This window comes from Amycolatopsis sp. NPDC059027, from assembly GCF_042739735.1.
In the GTDB taxonomy this organism is placed as follows: domain Bacteria; phylum Actinomycetota; class Actinomycetes; order Mycobacteriales; family Pseudonocardiaceae; genus Amycolatopsis.
In genome coordinates this window covers 25,305-43,030 of record NZ_JBHYIK010000026.1, presented here as the reverse complement: position 1 = coordinate 43,030, position 17,726 = coordinate 25,305, and the positions used below count along the sequence as shown (strand labels likewise).

The window sequence follows — 17,726 nt, the reverse complement described above, 5'->3', positions numbered from 1 at the left end:
GGTACCCCCCCGGCCGGCCCTCACGCCATGCGGACCTGAGCAGGGCCCGCACGGTTCTCCGTGCGGGCCTTTCTCATGAGTCGAGCCATTCGAGGTCCACATCGCCGATGATGCGCAGCACCTCCAACAACCGTTCCGGGGTATCGGAAGAGTGAACCGTGCTGTCCTCGAAGAAGCAGAACAGCACTCCGCCCTCGTCGGGCAACTGCATGCCCCAGCCGATGAGCGGCTCGTCGGGAGACCGCTTCATCGTCCCGAAAACCGTGAACAACCTGGGCTTTCCCGCGACGGCGTTGTCATGGATGAGCCGCCGGTACGCTGCCTCACTAGGTTCCATAGCTCGGACGGTAGCAAGAAACTTTCTCTTGTGACAACTGCTAGTATTCGCGCATGGACATTCCGTCAGACCCGGAGTTGCTGAAGACCCAGCTGGGTATCGAGCTGCGACGACTGCGCGAGGAAGCAGGCTATACCGCGCTCGAGGCCAGCAGAGCCATCAACGCGCAGACGCCGAAACTGTCCAAGCTGGAGAACGGCAACCAGACCGCTGATCCCGAGGACATCCGCAAGCTCGCCGAGTTCTACCGCGCGACCCCGGAGCAGCGCGACTACCTGGTCACGCTCGCCGAGGCCCAGCCCAAGCGCCGCCGTCGCCGCAAGTCAGCCGAACGCGACGCGGTCCCCGACTGGTTCCGCCGCTTCCTGGCACTGGAATGGGACGCCACCGAAATCCGCAACTACCAGTCCGAAGGAGTGCCGGGGCTGCTTCAGACCGAGGACTACGCCAGGTCGAACATCTTGGCCTGGGAGCCGGAGGCCGACGCGCGGATCGTCGAGAAGCAGGTGGCTACCCGGTTGGAACGACAGATGGCGCTGCGGCGCAACGGGCGACCGTCGCTGCGGCTCGACGTGGTGCTGAGCGAGGCCGTGCTGCGCCGGATCCAAGGCAGCAAGACCATCATGTACGGGCAACTCAAGCAGCTCATCACGGCGTCCAAGCGACCCAATATCACCGTCCGAGTGTTGCCCTTCGACGTCCCGGACCGCATCACGATGCCGTCCGCCTTCGCGTTGTTCCGCCTACAGGAACAGAATTTCTCGACCGTGTATCTGGAGGACTTGTTCGGTGCGACCTACCTCAAGGAACCGGACGAGTTCACCAGGTACAGCATCGTTTTCCGCCGCCTCCGCGACTCGGCACTGGACCCGGAAAACTCTCGAAAGTTCATCGCTAAGGTGGCAGAGTCCTATAAGTAGACCGCCACCTGAAGGGGAGTGCCATGCCTGCCCCAGAGTTCCCCACCACCGGCTGGTTCACCAGCTCCTACAGCAACAGCAATGGCGGCGACTGCGTCGAGGTCGCCTTCACCGGCTGGCGCACCAGCTCCCACAGCGGCGGCAATGGCGGCAGCTGCGTCGAGGTGGCGTTCGCGGCACCGGCCGTCGGCATCCGCGACAGCAAGGACCGCACCGCAGGCCACCTGACCCTCCCCACCCCAGCCTGGCGCGCCCTCCTCACTCAAGTGCGTTCAGGCGCGGCGGCGGAGTAGCCAGCCCACCGCGGTACCGCTGGCGAAAAGCAGGACGAGGGCGAGCACCGCCGCGAGCGTCAGCGGCCCGGTAAGCGGGCGGTCGTTGGTCATGGCGCGCAGCAGCGGGTTCGCCAGCGGCAGCCATTTGAGCAGCAACACCGCGGCCAGCACCAGGACCGCGGCCAGCACCGTCCAGCCGACGCGCGGCACGAGCAGCCGGGAGCACGGCAGCCCGATCACGATCCCGAACACCGCGCAGATCAGATGCGCCGCGAGTCCCAGCCCGAGCACGGGTGCCGGACCGTGGCCGGACTTGATGACCGACCACGCCACGGACGCGCACGCGAGCACCAACGCGCAGCCGAGCACCGCCAGCACGGCCCCGCCGAGCACCGCGCGCAGCCGTCGCGCGTGGCTGAAGGTGATCAGCCGCTGCACGGGATCCTCGATGTCGAGAGTGGCGATCGTCAGCCAGCAGGACACCACGAGCAGCGCCCCCGCGCTGACGCCGTACTGCGGGATCAACGGCGATCGCGGGTCGGAGTACAGGATGACGTTCACCGTGAGGTAGACCAGCACGGCGGGCAGGTACCGCTGCGAATGGGCCAGCAACGCCAGGTAATACCACGTCATCGCGAGCACGGCGCCACCTCCCGCACCGACCAGCCGCCGTTGAGCGCGCGTAGCAACACCGCGTCCGCGTGCTCGGCTTCCACCGTCAGCACCACCCGCGCTCCATCGGCGACGGTTTCGCGCACGCCCGGCTCGGCGGAGAGGTCGCCGCCCGCCCCGTGCAGCACGATCCGCGTGGCCGCCGGTATGTCCACTGTGGACTCGACGACGGACAGTCGCCCGTGCTCGATTCGATAGACGTCGTCCGCGTGCTCGTGCACCACGGCGGCGCGATGGTCGGTGAACACCACGCTCGCACGGCGGTTCTTCGTCTCCGCGACGAGTTCGCCGAGCACGGCGTGCGCCTCGACGTCCAAACCGGACCAGGGTTCGTCGAGGATCAGCAGTTCGGGATCGACCAGCACCGCCTGCGCGAGACCGACCTTCTGCGCGTTGCCCTTCGACAGCGTCCGCAACGGCGAACGCGGCCCGCCCACCAACGCCAGCCGATCCAGCAGCGGGTCGATCACCGAAAGGTCGGCCAGCCCGTGGATCCGCGCCATGTGCCGGAGATACGCCCGCGCGCTCATCCGCTGCCCCGCCGGAAACCGATCCGGGAGATAACCGACCCGCGGCCGCCCGACGACGCGGCCGGCGCTCTCCCGCGAAAGCGCCGCGAGAATCCGCAGCAACGTGGACTTACCGGAGCCGTTCGTGCCGAGGATGCCGATGACCCGGCCGCGCGGCACGCTGAGATCGACGCCGTCGAGCACCGGTTCCCCTCGGCCGTACCACTTGCCGACCCCCACCAGCCGGATCAGTTCTGCCGTCACTTCCCCAGTCTTACCCGCACAGCGACACTGTCGGTACTCGCCGCTACTGTTCGTGAGTGGTCGAGCACACGGTGGCTCATGTGGACGAAGCAGGCGCCCGTCTCCCGGACGGACAGCGCCTCTACGTCGTAGCCGCCGTCCTCACAGCGGTAAGCACCCACGAGCACATCACCACAACGCTGGCCACAATGCAGGAAGCCGGGCTGCCGTTGCACTACCGCACCGAGCGGTACGAGCGTCGCCTCGCCGTGGCGAAAACCTTGGGCGAGTTCCCGCTGCACGGTGCCATCCTTCTCACCACCGGCTGCGGCAAAGCCGACCAGGAGCACGCACGCGCGCAACTCCTGCGCGAACTGCTGCCTCGGCTTGAACACATCGAACAAGCTCGCCAGGTGGTCTTGGAGAGCCGCGGGGGTGGCGACCGGCATGACCGTCGCACCTGCGAGCGGCTCCGTCGTTCCCGCCGGATCACTGCCGCATTGCGCGTCGACCATGCTGGTAAGGCGTTGCCGTTGCTATGGCCTGCCGACTGGGTCGCGTCCGCCTACGTCGCCGCACATCACCACGAGGAATGGGAACCGTGGGAAACGATCAACAACGCGCATCTAATCGAGATCACCACAGTGGACCCCGGATAGCGCGAAGCCGGGGGTCCCGTCATCCGGCGGGCACGTTCCCCGGCTCACTTCCGGCCGCGTCCGCGGACCGACCAGCTCAACCACCAGTGTAGCGCCTCAACCACCGAACGTCACGCGGCGGCGGCCTTCTGGAGTGCCTTCGTCGCGCGTTCAAGTTCGTCCACGGTGGCGGCCGGGACTGGGTGTCCGGCCGAGGCCATCCAGTTCGCCAGCATCCGGTGCCCGCCCTCGGTGAGCACGGATTCGGGGTGGAACTGGACACCCTCCAGCGGCAGCTCGCGGTGCCGCATGCCCATCACGATCCCGGACTCGGTGCTGCCGGTGACCTCGAAGACGTCGTCCGAAATGGTGTCGGGCAGCACGGTCAGCGAGTGGTACCGCGTGGCGGTGAACTCCTCGGGCAGTCCGGCGAGCACGCCGACGCCGCGGTGCCGGACCTGGCTCGTCTTGCCGTGCAGCAGCTCCGGCGCACGATCTACGGTCGCGCCGAACACGACGCCGAGCGCCTGGTGGCCGAGGCAGACACCGAGCATCGGTGTCCGCGTCTCGGCGCACTTGCGGATGACGTCCATGCTCTGACCAGCACGTTCCGGCGTACCGGGGCCGGGAGAGACGAGCACGGCGTCGAACTCGCCGATCTTGTCGAGGTCGACCACGTCGTTGCGCCACACCGTGCAGTCGGCGCCGAGCTGCGCCAGGTACTGGACGAGGTTGTAGACGAAGCTGTCGTAGTTGTCGACCACGAGTACACGCATGCGCCCAGCTTAACCGTCCCAGCTGGTGGACCGTACGCCAGATCACATTAAAAATTAGGCTAGCCTAACTTACTCTCGGAGATGTGAGCCGTTCTCTTCGCGTAGCCGTGGTCGGCGCTGGTCCCGCTGGGATCTACGCCGCCGACATACTCGACAAGTCGGATGCCGACGTGTCCGTCGACATCTTCGAGCGCATGCCGGCGCCCTTCGGGCTGATCCGTTACGGCGTCGCGCCCGATCACCCGCGCATCAAGGGCATCGTGACCGCGCTGCACAAGGTGCTCGACAAGCCGAACATCCGGCTGCTGGGCAACATCGACTACGGCACCGACATCAAACTCGACGAGCTGCGCGAGTTCTACGACGCGGTCATCTTCGCGACCGGCGCGATGGCCGACCGAGCGCTCGACCTGCCGGGCATCGACCTCGACGGCAGCCACGGCGCCGCCGACTTCGTGTCCTGGTACGACGGCCATCCCGACGTCCCCCGCACCTGGCCGCTGACCGCGACGAGTGTCGCGGTGCTCGGCGTCGGGAACGTCGCCCTCGACGTCGCGCGCATCCTGGCGAAGACCGCGGACGAACTGCTCACCACCGAGATCCCGGACAACGTCTACGAAGGACTCAAAGCCAGCCCGGTCACCGACGTCCACGTGTTCGGCCGCCGCGGCCCGGCGCAGGCGAAGTTCACGCCGCTGGAACTGCGCGAGCTCGACCACTCGCCGAACGTCGAGGTCATCGTCCACCCCGAGGACATCGAATTCGACGAGGGCAGCATCGCCGCGCTGCGCGAGTCGAAGCAGATCGACATGGTGGTCAAGACGCTGCAGGAGTGGGCGATCCGCGACCAGGGCGACCGCCCGAAGCGGCTGCACCTGCACTTCTTCCACTCGCCGGCCGAGGTGCTCGGCGAGGACGGCAAGGTCGTCGGCCTGCGTACCGAGCGCACGGAGCTGACCGGTGACGGCAACGTCCGCGGCACCGGCGAGTTCCACGACTGGGACGTCCAGGCCGTGTACCGCGCGGTCGGTTACCTGTCCTCGCACCTGCCGGAGGTCCCGTTCGACCACGTCAACGGCGTGGTGCCGAACCAGGCCGGCCGCGTGCTGGACCTCGACGAGAACCAGGTGCCCGGCGTCTACGTCACCGGCTGGATCAAGCGCGGGCCGGTCGGCTTGATCGGGCACACGAAGGGCGACGCGGCCGAGACCATCGCGAGTCTCCTGGCCGACGCCGACACGCTCGCCGAGCCGCAGCACGCTTCCCCCGACGCGATCCTCGGCTTCCTCGCCGCACGCGGGATCGCTTTCACCACGTGGGAAGGCTGGGGCAAGCTCGACACCTACGAGAAGGACCTCGGCGCCCCGCACGGCCGCGAACGCGTCAAGGTCGTGGAGCGCGACGAGATGCTGCGCGTCTCGCGTTCCTGACCGCTCACGAGAGTTCGCGACAGACCCGGCGTACGCAGGCTCGCAGCCACCGATGCGCCGGGTCGGCGTCGAGCCTCGGGTGCCACGCCAATGAGATCGGCAACGCCCGGACCCGCTGCGGCGGCTCCACGATCGCGAGCCCGGCCTTCGCGGCGAACTGCCGCGACATCAGCGTGACGGCGTCGGAATCCCGCAGCAGGTAGACCGCCGCGGGAGCCGCCGGGACGACCGCCACCACCCGCGCGCCGTGCTTGGCGGGCGTCTCGCCGATCCGGCCGCGCCGGGAGATCGAGATGTGCGGGAACTGCGCGAGCCGTTTCCAGCTGACGTCGCCGCGCGTGAGCGGATGTCCCGGCCGCATCGCGAACACCACGTCGTCGCGGAACAGCGGTTCGACGTGGACCTCCGGCCCCGTCTCGCCGATGACGCCGATGTCCAGGTCGACGCTGCCGTCCCGCAGCGATCGCACGTCCTCGTCCCCCTCGGCGACGAACCGCAACCGCACCGAAGGCGCCTCCTCGGCGATCATCCCCAGCAGCCGCCCACCGATGTGGGCCACGAGCGTTTCGTTGGCCCGCACCGCGAACGTCCGTTCCAAAGTGGACAGATCGACGGCGTGCCCTGTGCTCAGCAGCGAGGTGGCCTCTTCGACGAGCGCGTGCACGCGGGGCGCCATCTCCAGCGCGAGCGGGCTGAGCACCATGCCGCGCCCGGCCCTGGTCAGCACCGGATCCCGCAGCACCCGCCGCAGCCTGCCCAGCGCGCGGCTCATCGCGGGCTTGGACAGGCCGAGCCGCTCGGCCGCGCCGGTCACACTGCCCTCGCGCAACAACGCGTCGAAGGCGGTGAGCAGGTTCAGATCCACTGTTCCACCTCGTGCAACTTTGAGTTGTCGAATGTGCTCTGGACGCACCTATGTCGCGAGCATAGCGTGAGAATCATGTTCATCAGTTGTCATCAAGCGGCCTCGACGGTCACCGCGCTCGACGCCGACTTCCGGGAAATCGCCCGCGTCAAAACCCCGCCCCAGCCGCATGTGTGCGCTTTCGACACGAAACGTGAACTGCTTTACGTCACGATCACCTATCGCGACGGCTGGTACAACGAGCACGGCGACCAAGGCGAGGAAATCGTCGTCATCGATCCGGCCACCTGGACGATCACGCGGGTCATCGACATTTCGCCGTACGCCGGTCCGCACGACCTTTCCGTTCAGGGCGACGAACTGCACGTGGTCTGCGAATCACACGGCGGCTGCCTGCTCACCCTGAATCTCGACACCTTCGAGCCCATCGGCCACATCCCGATCGACGTCCCTGGCCCGCACTGGCTCGCCGCGACGGCGACGAAGGCCTACACCGGCAACAAGGAAGTCCCGTTCGTCTCCGTGCTCGATCTCGTCGAACGCCGTCCGCTGAAACGGATCCCGACCCAGACCGGGTCCGAGGATCTCGAACTCAGCGCCGACGGTTCGATTCTGTACGCCAGCGACCGGCACGCGCCGCTGCTGTTCGTCATCGACACCGAAACGGACACGAAAATCCGCGACGTCACGTTGCCCGCCAATCCGCACAACGTGCACGTGCTGGACACCGGACTGGTCGTGGTTTCGCATTTCCGGCAGTGGGAATACGACAAGCCCCAGGCGGGCTCGGTGAGCGTGGCCGACCCCGAAAGCGGCGAAATCGTCGTCGAGTCGATCGAGGTGGGCGCCGCCCCGCTGGGCGTCGCTTCCGACGCGGACCACGTCTACGTCAACGCCAACAGCACCATGTCGGTCATCGACCGGAACACCTGGAAGGTCGAAACCGTCGTGGAGATGGACGCGGGCGCGCACGAACTGGTCCTGCTCTGATCACCCGGCACCGAGGTACGCGAGGACGGCGAGCACGCGGCGGTTGGTGTCGTCGGACGCGCTGATGCCGAGCTTCGCGAAGATGTTCGCGGTGTGCTTGCCGACCGCGCCCTCGCTGAAATGCAGCCTCGACGCGATCGCGGCGTTCGAGCAGCCTTCGGCCATCAACGCCAGCACCTCGCGTTCGCGCGGGGTGAGCGCGGCCAGTGGGTCACGGCTGTTGCCCGCCACCAGTTTCGCGATCACCTCCGGATCCATCACCGTGCCGCCACCGGCGACCCGGCGCACCGCGTCGACGAACTGCTCGGCGTTGAACACCCGGTCCTTGAGCAGATAGCCGATCGCGCCGACGCCGTCCGCCAGCAGTTCGCGGGCGTAGAGCTGCTCGACATGCTGGGAGAGCACGAGAATCGGCAATCCCGGGATGTCGCGGCGGACGGCCAGCGCCACCTGCAGCCCCTCGTCGGTGTTCGTCGGCGGCATCCGTACGTCCACAATGGACACATCGGGCCGGTGCTCACGCAGCGCCGCGTCCAGCTCCGGCCCGGAGCCGACCGCCGCCACGACGTCGAACCCGTGTGCCGCGAGCAGATGCGTCAGACCGTCACGGAGCAGATACTGGTCCTCCGCTACGACTGTTCGAGGTCGAGCTGGCACGGGATCTCCACGGTCGCCGTCGTCGGTCCGCCGATGGGACTGGTCAGGGAAAACCTACCGTCGAACACGCCCAGCCTGCGCTCGATCCCGCGAATCCCCGACCCGCGGGCGGGTTCCGCGCCGCCCTTCCCGTCATCGGTGACGACGATCCGCAGCAAGCCGTCGAGATGCTCCAACGAGATCGACACCGTGCGTGCTTCACCGTGTTTCGCCGCGTTGCCCAGCAGTTCGGACACCGCGAAGTACGCACACGCCTCTTCGGGTTTCTCCAGCCGCCCGGCCAGCGAACCGGTGACCTCGGCGTCCAGCGGGCTGTCCAGCGCGAGCGCGCGCACCGCGTCCACCAGTCCCCGCTCGGACAGCACCGGCGGGTGAATCCCCCGAACCAGCAGCCGCAGTTCGGTGAGCGCCTCCGACGAAGCCTCCCGCACTTCGGCGGCCAGCTTCTTCGCCTGGCCCGGATCGGCGTCGATCAACGCCTCGACCGCGCCGAGCTTCATCCCCATCGCGACCAGCCTGGCCTGGACGCCGTCGTGCAGGTCCCGTTCGATCCGGCGCAGTTCCGCCGCCTGCGCAACGGACGCGTCGGTGCGGGTTTCCTTCAGCCGTTCGACGCGCTGCGCGAGCCGCGAGGACTCGGTCGGGCCGAGGAGCAGCCGGGCGAAGCGGGCCTGCTGCCGCGCCAGCCAGGTCGCCGGGATCAGGCCGGCGACCATGAACCCCAGCGCGACCGGGGTCAGCTTCAGCGCGTCGAGAGTGGTCGTCGCCGAGGGCAGGCCGATCATGGTGAACCAGTCCGTGCTCCACACCGAGTTCGCGCCCTGCGCGATCGGCCGCCAGATCCAGAGCGCCTGCAGGCCGAGGAAACCCCAGAAGGTCGCCGAGACCGTCGGGATCATCAGCACCAGGAAGACCGGCACGTTCAGCAAGCCGCTCGCGAGGTCACGCCAGGTCGCGCGGTCACGCGTGACCCAGCGCGTCCTGGCGAGCCGGACCGGCTCCCATGGTTCCTCGTAGAGCTGCTTGCCGACCTGGAACAACCCGTCGGGCCGCGGCACCGGGAGCGACGGGGCGGGCAGGTAGGGCCGGTCGATCCGGACGCCGGTCCAGTTCCAGGCCTCCCGGCGCAGCGTGTTCGTGACGGTGCGCGAAAGCAGCACGATCGGCGCCGCCACCGGGTACGCGCCGACGAGCAGCACAATCGGCCAGACCGTGAATCCCAGCTGGACCACCGCCAGCACGAACAGCCCCATCTGGTGCCCGAGCGACTCGTACCGCCTGCCCACCCAGCGCAGCACACGCCGCGTGACCCCGATGTCCGGTTCGCCGTCCGCGCGCGGGCCGAGCCAGTGACGCGTCCATCGGCCGTACCAGCGCAGCGCGCGCGGCCCGCAGAGCATCGTCGCCACCGGAAGCGCGAGCGCGGCCAGCGGGTTGACCAGCTGCCAGCCGAGTTCGCGCCGGGTGGCCGGATCGTCGGTGGCCCAGTGGAACCGGCGCATCCAGCGCAACCACCACGCGCGCTTGTAAAGCTGGTTGCCGTCGCGGTACCAGCCGTCACGTTCCGGCGCCGGCTCCGGTGGCTCCGGCCGGTACGGCGATTCGACCTCGACACCGCACCAGCGCGCGACCAGTTCCCTGGTCTTGGCCGATCGCCGCCGAGCCCAGAGCAAGGCCGGGGCGTAGAAGAAGATCAGGCCCGTGCACAGCAGCCCGAACGCGAGCAACTCGGCCAGCACGTCGAGCCAGCTCACCAGCGCGAACCCGGCCAGCGCGAAGGCGCGGCCGACCGAGCGCACGTAGTGAGTCATGTGCCCAGTCTCGCCGATCGCGAGCCGGAAGCGCAGTAGGCCGAGCGCCATGGACGGGGTGGGTCCAGCACCACCCTCAGGTCAGCAAAATCCCACCTGAGCTGGGGTTTCAGCGTCATTCTTCCGACCGCCCGGCGAAAATAGCGTGGTCCGCATGCCACTCATCGAAGTCACCGGCCTCACCAAGCGCTACGGCTCACGGGTCGCGGTCGACGGCGTTTCGTTCACCGTCGAGCGCGGCGAGATCTTCGGCATTCTCGGCACCAACGGCGCTGGAAAGACGACGACCGTGGAATGCCTCCAGGGGCTGCGGACCGCCGACTCGGGCACGATCCGCGTCCTCGGGCTGGACCCTGCGAAGGAACGCGACGCGCTGCGACAGCGGCTCGGCTCGCAACTGCAGGAGAGCACCCTGCCCGCGAAACTGAAGGTCCGCGAAGCGCTGGAGCTGTTCGCGTCGTTCTACCCGAACCCCGCCGACATCGACGTCCTGCTCGACGTCCTCGCGCTCACCGACCACGCGGACAGCTACTTCGGGAACCTTTCCGGCGGCCAGAAACAGCGCGTCTCGATCGCGCTCGCGCTGATCGGCAACCCCGAGGTCGCCGTGCTCGACGAGCTGACCACCGGCCTGGACCCGCACGCGCGGCGCGACACCTGGCAGCTCGTCGAGCGCGTGCGTGACAGCGGCGTCACCGTCCTGCTCGTCACCCACTTCATGGACGAGGCCGAGCGGCTGTGCGACCGCGTCGCGATCTTCGACGCCGGCCACGTCGTCGCCACCGGCACCCCGGCCGAACTCCGCGCCACCACTGAGAAATCCACTTTGGACGACGCGTTCGTGACCCTCACCGGGCGCGACTGAGCAGGAGGACGTCATGCGCACCTTCGTCAAGATCACCGCCACCGAGGCGAAACTCTTCCTCCGCGCGCCGGTCTGGGCGGTGTTCGGGACGCTGCTGCCCGCCGGGATCCTGCTCGGCGTCGGCTTCATCCCCGGCATGTCGAAACCGAGCGAAGTCACCGGCGGGCACCGGTTCATCGAACTCTGGGTGCCGTCGATCATCGTCATCAGCATCGCGATGCTCGCCCTGCAAGCCATCCCCACGGCCGTCGCGACCTATCGCGAGCAGGGCGTCCTGCGCCGCCTTTCCACCACCCCGGCACATCCGGCGAACCTGCTCGGCGCGCAGCTGGTGGTGCACGCCGCGGTCGCGGTCGCCGGCATCGCGGTGACCATGGTGGTGGCGAGCGCGGTGTTCGACGTCCCGATGCCCCGGCATCCGCTGACGTTCGCGATCACCTTGCTGCTCGGCATCGTCTCGGTGTTCGCGCTCGGCCTGATCGCCGGGGCGATCGCCAGGACCGGCAAGAGCGCGAACGTCATCGCGCTGCTCGCGTTCTTCCCGATCATGTTCTTCGGCGGTGTCTACCTGCCGCGGCCGCTGCTGCCGCAGGTGCTCCAGCGGATCAGCGACTACATCCCGCCGGGCGCGCAGCCGCTGCAGGACGCGTGGGTCGGCAACGGGGTCCAGCCGCTGCAACTGGCCGTTCTGGCGGCCTTCGCGGTCTGCGGCACCGCGCTGGCGGCGAAGCTCTTTCGCTGGGAGTGACCGGGGTCTCCGCCAAAGTGGTGATGATGATCGTTTTCTCTTGTGGCCCCGGCCGCGGACGAGTAGCCAGGAGTACGGCCCAGTTCACCTTGGAGGTTCGATGTCTCTGGATGTGTCGCCCGCACTGCTCGAGAAGGCCGAACGCGGGGAGGTCGACGACGCCGAGTTCGTCGCCTGTGTCCGGGAATCCCTGCCATACGCCTGGGAGGTCATCACCGGCGTCATCGCCGAGGCCGAGGGCGCCGCGGACGGGTTCGCCGACAACGAGACCCCACCGCCGAGCGAGGCCGAGCGCGGTCAACTGCTGCGCGCGCTGGCGTCGGACGCCATCCGCGGCGGCCTGGAACGGCATTTCGGCGTCAAGCTGGCGTTCCAGAACTGCCACCGCGTCGCCGTGTTCAAGACGTCGCAAGTGGACAGTGACCGCTACCGCGCGTTCGTCTCACCACGCGGCCAGCTGCTCAACCAGAGCCCGGAACTGCGCGACTGCTAACGGTTCCGTAGCGCGGGCAGCACTTCGGCGCCGATCCGCGCGATGTTCTCGTACGTGCCCTCCGGCGTACCGGACGCTTCCACGAACATGATCACGTGGGAGACACCGGTGCGCCGGAGGCTCGTCCGCAGCCGCTCCACGCAGTACCCGGCCTCGCCGATGGGGTGAATCGCGCAGAGGTGCTCCGTGTACTCACCCGGATCCCGCATCTTCCGCTGCTGCCCGTCGAAGCGGACATGCGCGGCGAGCCCGTCTTTCAGCCAGCCGGGCAGCGCGGCACGGACGACGTCGGCCGCGCCGTCCCCCACCTGACACACCACCGTCGACACGTGGCCGACGTCGCCGGGCCCGTACGCCGCCACCGTCTCGGCCTTCTTCGCGTCCCCGTCCTGCATCCCGAGCAGCAACGGCAATCCACGCTCCGCGGCCAGCCGCACGGCACCGGATTCCGCGCCACCACAAGCCACGACGACTCGCGGACGACGTTCCGGCCGCGGAGTCATCGGCACCTCTCGGAACGCGAAGTGATCGCCGTCCGCACCGACGGTCTCGCGGCTCATCGCCCCGAGCAGCAGGTCGAGCGACTCGGCGAAGCCGCTCTCGAAGCGGTCGATGCCGGTGCCGAACACCTCCAGGTCCTGCCACGGCCCGCCACGGCCGACGCCGAGCCACAGCCGTCCGCCGGAGATCGCGTCGAGCATCGCCCACTGCTCGGCCAGCGCGACCGGATGCGCCGTGGACAGGACGCTCACCGCGGTGCCGACGTCGATCCGCGACGTCCGGCCCAGCACGTGCGCCGCGAGCGTGATCGCCGACGGGCACACGCCGTAGGGCATGAAGTGGTGCTCGGCGAACCAGACGTCGTCGAACCCCGCTCGCTCGGCGGCCACGGCGGCCGCCACCGACCGCCGCAGCACGTCCCCGTCCCGTTGGCCGGGAAATCGCCCGGAGACGAGGAAGACGCCGAACCGCGGAGCTAGTGGACCGAAACGTTGTTGAACCACAGGCGGGGTTCGAGCCACGGGAAGACGACGAACATGAGCAGCGCGAGGATCCCGGCCAGGAGCACCACCGCGGTCAGGAGCTTGACCGCGAAGGGGCCGGGCAGGTGTCGCCAGATCCAGCCGTACATCAGCGGCCCTCCCCGAGCTTCTTCATGAGGTCGGTGTAGTCCTTGACCTGGGTCTTCGGCACCTGCTGGGTGAGGACCGAGGTGATGATGAGCCGTTCGCGCGCGGAGAACTGCGGGTGGCAGGTGGTGAGCGTGAGCAGCGCGGCCTCCTCCGCGGGCGGCAGGGTGTCGGCGGGCATGTACGGCACCGGGTTGACCGCCTCGCCCTGGGTGGGCAGGACGACCTTGCGGCCGAACGTCTTGCCGTACGGGCCGCCGTTGGACGCCTTCGCGTCCCGCAGGGTCCCGACGCCCTTGCACTTCGGGTCGGCGCCCTTGCCCGACTCCCAGTTCGCCATCTCGTCCTCGTACGGGAGGACCTTGTAGAGGTAGAAGTCGGTCTGGGTCTCGATGACGATCTGGTCGCACGAGGTCAGGTTGTCGAGGTCGTTGAACGGCGCGCCCTTGCCGACGCGGTGGCCGGCGATGGCGAAGTTGGCGGGCTCGCCCGGCAACGCGGTGCCCTTGTAGTGCCCGGGACCGACCTCGAGCGCGGCGTCGCCGGTGCCTTCCTGGATGGTGAAGTTGAAGTCGGCGCCGAAGCTCGGGATGTGGATGCGCGCGAACGCCTTGCCGTCGACGAGCTCGGGGTGCAGGGTGCGGTCCTTGGCCCAGTCGCCATCGAGCGTGTTGGACGCTGCGGCCTGCTTCTCCGCGGAGAACAGGTCGGTCACGTACAGCTCGTAGACCATGAACAGGAGCACGACCAGGCCTGCGGTGATGAGGAGTTCACCCACGGTCCGGACCGCGACGCCGCCCTTGCCCAGCGGCGGCGGTGGCGGCTTCTCCTTCGTCTTCGTCGCGGTCCCCGGCTTCCCGACGGGCTCGAAGACGACGGTCTCCTCGTTCGAGACGTCCGGGCCGGTGTAGCGCCGCCGGTCGGCGGGCGGCCGGGGTCTACGCGGCGGCGGGCCACCGGGCTGCCGCGATGCCGGCGGACGGGGCCGTTCACCGGACTCCCCCGGCATCGGGGGGCGGGGCCGCTCGCCGCCCTGACCGGGGCGGCTGCGGGGCCGATACGGACCGCCCTGATCGCCGGAGTACTGCCGCCGGTCGCCCGGCCCCTCGTGCGTGGCCACACAAGCTCCTCTCCGGCGTGCGCCGAAACCTGCCCTGCGTCGTACCGACGGTGACGCTGGTGTCACAGTCCGGGAATCCGACCGCTCCCGCCCGGTGCTCAGATGCGGTCGTTTACGTTAACGTGTGCACGTGGCGCTGGTTGCGCACCCCGAGAGCGGGACATCGCCACCAGGAGAGCCCGACAGCACGCGAGGAACCCGATGCCGAAGTCCAAGGTCCGCAAGAAGACGGCGTACACCCCGCCCGCCGATCGCCGTACCCCGGTGAAGGTGAAGGCCGCGGGGCCGTCGAACCTGTTCTACAAGATCGTGATGTTCGGCCTGATGCTGATCGGCCTGGTCTGGCTGATCGTGAACTACATCGCCGGGCCGAAAATCCCCTTCATGAGCGACCTCGGCAACTACAACTTCGCGATCGGCTTCGTGCTGATGATCGCCGGTCTGCTCATGACCATGCGCTGGCGGTGACGGTTACTCCGGATGGCGGCTTGACACCGAATTACACCGGTGTGACTAGTCCCCAGTGTGGATAACCCCTGTGGATAACTACCCCACCTCATGGGCTCCCCAGCCGGGTCTTGTGGTAGCGACCTGGCTCGTCACCGCGTTGCTGCTGGTCGGCGCGGTGGTGAACGTGCTGACCGGTGACGGCTCGGGGCTGCTGCTGTTCGCCCTCGCCACGGTCGCCGTCGGCGCCTACGCCGTGCACTCCTCGGTGGCCCGGCCGCGCCTGGCCGCCGACGCCGAGGGCCTGCGAGTCCGCACGTTCGGCGGCACTCACCGGCTGCCCTGGGAGGGCACTCGCTACCGGCTGCGGACGACGCGCCGGCTCGGCCGCGACGGCGTCACGCTGGAGATCGAGTACGAGGACGAGTTGTACGTCCTGGGCAGGCTCGACCTCGGCACCGACCCGCACGACGTCGTCGAAGCGCTCGACGACCTGCGTGCGCGCGGCTAGCTCGGCGGGAGGCAGGAATAGACCTGGCCGCCGCGCCACGGCTTGAATCCGCAGGTCGTGGCCGCGATCTGGGTGTCGCGGTACACCAGCAGCCCGATCAGCGCGAGCACGATGATCGCGATCCCTGCCGCCTGCCACACCGCCTGGTTGCGCTCCGGCGCGTAGAGGATCGCCACGGTCACGAGCGCACCGACGATCAGGCCGCCGACGTGGGCGAAGATCGAAATCCCCGAGACGCCGAAGGTGATGTACGCGTTGAGCGCGAGGGTGATCAGCAGCCCGGTCGGGTTCAGCCGTTGTTTGATGACGATGACGCCGAACGCGCCGATCAGGCCGAACAACGCGCCCGAGGCGCCGAGGGTCAGCTGGTTGAGGTCGTCGAAGAGCACCACGGCGGTGGATCCGCCGAGCATCGAGACGAAGTAGAGGGCGAGGAACCGGATCTTCCCGAACACCAGCTCGAGCGTGCGGCCCACCATCCACAGCGAGAACATGTTCGCCAGGATGTGCAGCGGCCCGCCGTGCAGGAAGCCCGAGGTGAACAGCCGCCACCACTCGCCGCCGCCGAGCGTCGCGTTGGGCCACAGCACGCCCGCCTGGGACAGCTCGGCCACGCTGTTGTTCGTCAGGCTCTTCGCCTGCATCACGGTGATCAGGTAGACCAGCAGGTTGACGGCGATGAGCACCGGGACGACGACCGAGGTGCTGCCGAGCCGCGCGCCCGCGATCGTGCGGGTACCCGGCGTGACCTCCTGGTACTGCCGGTGCTGACGGCGTTGTTCCTGACGGCCGGTGTGGACGCAGTCGGTGCACTGGAAGCCGACCGCGGCCTCGCGCAGGCAGTCCGGGCAAGCCGGACGCCCGCAGCGCGCGCAGCTCAGCCCGGTCGGGCGGTTCGGATGCCACCAGCATCCGGGCAGCGCGGCCTGCGGGTACGCGGCGGGGTTCGGTGGTTGGTTCACAGCAAGAACCAACCTACCGAAAACCCTCCGGGTCAGCTCAGCTCTGGATGCTGACCTTCTCGATCACGACGTCGTCGATCGGCTTGTCCGCCGGGCCGGTCGCGGTGTGCGCGATCTTGTCGACCACGTCACGCGAAGCCTGGTCGGCCACCTCGCCGAAGATCGTGTGCTTGAAGTTCAGGTGCGGCGTGTTGGTCACCGTGATGAAGAACTGCGAGCCGTTGGTGCCCGGCCCGGCGTTCGCCATCGCGAGCAGGTACGGCTTGGAGAACTGCAGCTCCGGGTGGAACTCGTCGCCGAACTTGTAGCCGGGGCCGCCGCGGCCGGTGCCGGTCGGGTCGCCGCCCTGGATCATGAAGCCGTCGATGACCCGGTGGAAGATCGAGCCGTCGTAGAAGGGACCGGACGCCTCGCCCTTGGCGTTGGGCTGGGTGTAGTCCTTCGTGCCCTCGGCGAGACCGACGAAGTTCGCCACCGTCTTGGGCGCGTGGTCGGGCAGCAGGTTCACATGGATGTCACCCTGGTTGGTGTGCAGCGTGGCCTTGAGCGCGCCACCATCGAGGGATCCGTTGCTTTCAGTCACGAGCTTCATCGTGCCATCTGCGGCAAGATGCGCGGAAAAGGGGCACGATAGGTTACGGGCAACAAAGCAGATTCAAAACGATTGATGAGGTGAAGGCCATGACCCGGGCCGCAAAAGCGGTGAGTGAGCCTGCCGTGAAGGAGGTTGTCACTGAGGGCGCCCGCGAGCTCGTGAAGCAGAGCCGCCGCGCACGCAAGAAGCTGGCGAAGGAGACCGAGCTTTCGCGCAAGGAGCTCAAGCAGAAGGCCCAGGCAGCCCGCGAAGAGGCGCTGGAGCGGCTGAAGGAGCTGCGCAAGCCGGGCCGCAAGGCCAAGCGGGCGGCGATCAAGGCCGCGAAGTCCGCTGGTGAAGGCAAGCGCAAGGGCAAGAAGGACTTCAAGGCCGCGAAGAAGGACTTCAAGGCGGCCGTGGTCGAGGCTTCCGAGGGCCTCAAGGGCACGCGGCGTCGCCGCCGGTGGCCGTGGGTGCTCGGGCTGGGCCTCGTGGCCGCTGGTGCCGCGTACGCGCTGCGCTCGAAGCAGCAGCCGCCCGTCGCGCCGGCGCCGCCGCGCGTGACCCCGCCGGCGCCCGCGAAGCCGGCCGAGAAGCCCGCCACAGCGTCGAAGCCCGCTGCCGAGGCGAAGCCGAAGCCGGCCACCCCGGCTCCGAAGGCTCCGTCGACGCAGTCGGCCAACGGGAAGGCGCCGAGCCCCTCGAACGCCGAGAAGAAGAACTGAGCGGCAACGAAAGAGGCCCCCGGACCGG

At 68.5% G+C, this 17,726-nt stretch carries 23 protein-coding genes; 11 read left to right on the top strand and 12 right to left on the bottom strand.

From position 1 onward, the window contains the following. Window positions 1-73 precede the first annotated feature (73 nt). On the bottom strand, window positions 74-337 hold the full coding sequence (locus ACFWY9_RS19570; RefSeq protein ID WP_378326029.1) for a hypothetical protein: 264 nt from the start codon (window positions 335-337) through the stop codon (window positions 74-76). Between the two features lie 53 nt (window positions 338-390). Between ACFWY9_RS19570 and ACFWY9_RS19565 the strand changes: the two genes are divergently transcribed. After that, window positions 391-1,257: a helix-turn-helix domain-containing protein gene (locus ACFWY9_RS19565; RefSeq protein WP_378326031.1), complete on the top strand. Its 867-nt coding sequence runs from the start codon at window positions 391-393 to the stop codon at window positions 1,255-1,257. 23 nt (window positions 1,258-1,280) lie between these two features. Continuing rightward, window positions 1,281-1,550 (top strand): DUF397 domain-containing protein, encoded by a 270-nt coding sequence (locus ACFWY9_RS19560; RefSeq protein ID WP_378326032.1) that lies wholly within the window; start codon window positions 1,281-1,283, stop codon window positions 1,548-1,550. Here ACFWY9_RS19560 and ACFWY9_RS19555 read toward each other — a convergent pair. Both ACFWY9_RS19555 and ACFWY9_RS19550 read right to left on the bottom strand, forming a co-directional pair. Further along, window positions 1,530-2,174 (bottom strand): hypothetical protein, encoded by a 645-nt coding sequence (locus ACFWY9_RS19555; RefSeq protein ID WP_378326033.1) that lies wholly within the window; start codon window positions 2,172-2,174, stop codon window positions 1,530-1,532. The two genes, ACFWY9_RS19560 and ACFWY9_RS19555, sit on opposite strands and share 21 nt — an antisense overlap. Continuing rightward, a complete protein-coding gene (locus ACFWY9_RS19550; RefSeq protein WP_378339491.1) occupies window positions 2,162-2,965 on the bottom strand; it encodes an ABC transporter ATP-binding protein in 804 nt (267 codons plus the stop codon). Before ACFWY9_RS19550 ends, ACFWY9_RS19555 begins: the two co-directional genes overlap by 13 nt. Before the next feature lie 68 nt (window positions 2,966-3,033). Here ACFWY9_RS19550 and ACFWY9_RS19545 point away from each other — a divergent pair, with 68 nt between their 5' ends. After that, window positions 3,034-3,615 carry a hypothetical protein gene (locus ACFWY9_RS19545; protein ID WP_378326034.1) on the top strand — a complete coding sequence of 194 codons (582 nt, stop codon included), beginning with the start codon at window positions 3,034-3,036 and terminating at the stop codon, window positions 3,613-3,615. 110 nt (window positions 3,616-3,725) lie between these two features. On the opposite strand, the gene ACFWY9_RS19540 is transcribed toward ACFWY9_RS19545, so the two are convergent. Continuing rightward, window positions 3,726-4,370: an aminodeoxychorismate/anthranilate synthase component II gene (locus ACFWY9_RS19540; RefSeq protein WP_378339458.1), complete on the bottom strand. Its 645-nt coding sequence runs from the start codon at window positions 4,368-4,370 to the stop codon at window positions 3,726-3,728. Between the two features lie 83 nt (window positions 4,371-4,453). Here ACFWY9_RS19540 and ACFWY9_RS19535 point away from each other — a divergent pair, with 83 nt between their 5' ends. Beyond that, window positions 4,454-5,800 (top strand): FAD-dependent oxidoreductase, encoded by a 1,347-nt coding sequence (locus tag ACFWY9_RS19535; RefSeq protein ID WP_378339457.1) that lies wholly within the window; start codon window positions 4,454-4,456, stop codon window positions 5,798-5,800. A gap of 4 nt (window positions 5,801-5,804) precedes the next feature. On the opposite strand, the gene ACFWY9_RS19530 is transcribed toward ACFWY9_RS19535, so the two are convergent. Next, the gene (locus ACFWY9_RS19530) at window positions 5,805-6,665 is read right to left on the bottom strand and encodes a LysR family transcriptional regulator (protein WP_378339456.1); all 861 of its coding nucleotides are present in this window, start codon (window positions 6,663-6,665) and stop codon (window positions 5,805-5,807) included. Between the two features lie 75 nt (window positions 6,666-6,740). On the opposite strand from ACFWY9_RS19530, the gene ACFWY9_RS19525 reads away from it, so the two are divergent. Continuing rightward, window positions 6,741-7,655: a YncE family protein gene (locus ACFWY9_RS19525; protein ID WP_378339455.1), complete on the top strand. Its 915-nt coding sequence runs from the start codon at window positions 6,741-6,743 to the stop codon at window positions 7,653-7,655. Here the strand turns inward: ACFWY9_RS19525 and ACFWY9_RS19520 are convergent, their stop codons facing one another. Both ACFWY9_RS19520 and ACFWY9_RS19515 read right to left on the bottom strand, forming a co-directional pair. Next, complete coding sequence (locus ACFWY9_RS19520; RefSeq protein WP_378326039.1) at window positions 7,656-8,312, bottom strand: response regulator; 657 nt, start codon at window positions 8,310-8,312, stop codon at window positions 7,656-7,658. Further along, complete coding sequence (locus ACFWY9_RS19515; protein WP_378339454.1) at window positions 8,285-10,123, bottom strand: histidine kinase; 1,839 nt, start codon at window positions 10,121-10,123, stop codon at window positions 8,285-8,287. The genes ACFWY9_RS19520 and ACFWY9_RS19515 overlap by 28 nt, the downstream gene beginning before the upstream one ends. A gap of 154 nt (window positions 10,124-10,277) precedes the next feature. Between ACFWY9_RS19515 and ACFWY9_RS19510 the strand changes: the two genes are divergently transcribed. The 3 genes from ACFWY9_RS19510 (at window position 10,278) to ACFWY9_RS19500 (ending at window position 12,229) form a co-directional block, all read left to right on the top strand. Then, window positions 10,278-10,988, top strand: coding sequence for an ABC transporter ATP-binding protein (locus ACFWY9_RS19510; protein WP_378339453.1), 711 nt, complete (start codon window positions 10,278-10,280; stop codon window positions 10,986-10,988). A 13-nt stretch (window positions 10,989-11,001) separates the two neighbouring features. Continuing rightward, window positions 11,002-11,736, top strand: coding sequence for an ABC transporter permease (locus tag ACFWY9_RS19505; protein WP_378339452.1), 735 nt, complete (start codon window positions 11,002-11,004; stop codon window positions 11,734-11,736). A 100-nt stretch (window positions 11,737-11,836) separates the two neighbouring features. Continuing rightward, on the top strand, window positions 11,837-12,229 hold the full coding sequence (locus ACFWY9_RS19500; RefSeq protein ID WP_378339450.1) for an SCO5389 family protein: 393 nt from the start codon (window positions 11,837-11,839) through the stop codon (window positions 12,227-12,229). Here ACFWY9_RS19500 and ACFWY9_RS19495 read toward each other — a convergent pair. The 3 genes from ACFWY9_RS19495 to ACFWY9_RS19485 are packed head-to-tail and all read right to left on the bottom strand — an operon-like array spanning window position 12,226 to window position 14,368. Beyond that, window positions 12,226-13,146: an LLM class flavin-dependent oxidoreductase gene (locus ACFWY9_RS19495; RefSeq protein WP_378339449.1), complete on the bottom strand. Its 921-nt coding sequence runs from the start codon at window positions 13,144-13,146 to the stop codon at window positions 12,226-12,228. The genes ACFWY9_RS19500 and ACFWY9_RS19495 overlap by 4 nt on opposite strands. Before the next feature lie 59 nt (window positions 13,147-13,205). Continuing rightward, complete coding sequence (locus ACFWY9_RS19490) at window positions 13,206-13,361, bottom strand: hypothetical protein (RefSeq protein WP_378326047.1); 156 nt, start codon at window positions 13,359-13,361, stop codon at window positions 13,206-13,208. After that, window positions 13,361-14,368 carry a class E sortase gene (locus ACFWY9_RS19485; RefSeq protein ID WP_378339490.1) on the bottom strand — a complete coding sequence of 336 codons (1,008 nt, stop codon included), beginning with the start codon at window positions 14,366-14,368 and terminating at the stop codon, window positions 13,361-13,363. Before ACFWY9_RS19485 ends, ACFWY9_RS19490 begins: the two co-directional genes overlap by 1 nt. A 312-nt stretch (window positions 14,369-14,680) precedes the next feature. On the opposite strand from ACFWY9_RS19485, the gene crgA reads away from it, so the two are divergent. Both crgA and ACFWY9_RS19475 read left to right on the top strand, forming a co-directional pair. Next, a complete protein-coding gene (crgA, locus tag ACFWY9_RS19480; RefSeq protein ID WP_378326048.1) occupies window positions 14,681-14,947 on the top strand; it encodes a cell division protein CrgA in 267 nt (88 codons plus the stop codon). A 112-nt stretch (window positions 14,948-15,059) separates the two neighbouring features. Further along, window positions 15,060-15,437 carry a PH domain-containing protein gene (locus tag ACFWY9_RS19475; protein WP_378339448.1) on the top strand — a complete coding sequence of 126 codons (378 nt, stop codon included), beginning with the start codon at window positions 15,060-15,062 and terminating at the stop codon, window positions 15,435-15,437. Here ACFWY9_RS19475 and ACFWY9_RS19470 read toward each other — a convergent pair. Further along, the gene (locus ACFWY9_RS19470; protein ID WP_378326050.1) at window positions 15,434-16,399 is read right to left on the bottom strand and encodes a rhomboid family intramembrane serine protease; all 966 of its coding nucleotides are present in this window, start codon (window positions 16,397-16,399) and stop codon (window positions 15,434-15,436) included. The genes ACFWY9_RS19475 and ACFWY9_RS19470 overlap by 4 nt on opposite strands. 37 nt (window positions 16,400-16,436) lie before the next feature. Beyond that, window positions 16,437-16,991 carry a peptidylprolyl isomerase gene (locus ACFWY9_RS19465; RefSeq protein WP_378326051.1) on the bottom strand — a complete coding sequence of 185 codons (555 nt, stop codon included), beginning with the start codon at window positions 16,989-16,991 and terminating at the stop codon, window positions 16,437-16,439. A gap of 89 nt (window positions 16,992-17,080) precedes the next feature. Here ACFWY9_RS19465 and ACFWY9_RS19460 point away from each other — a divergent pair, with 89 nt between their 5' ends. Continuing rightward, window positions 17,081-17,698 carry a hypothetical protein gene (locus tag ACFWY9_RS19460; protein WP_378326052.1) on the top strand — a complete coding sequence of 206 codons (618 nt, stop codon included), beginning with the start codon at window positions 17,081-17,083 and terminating at the stop codon, window positions 17,696-17,698. The last annotated feature ends 28 nt before the right edge of the window (window positions 17,699-17,726 follow it).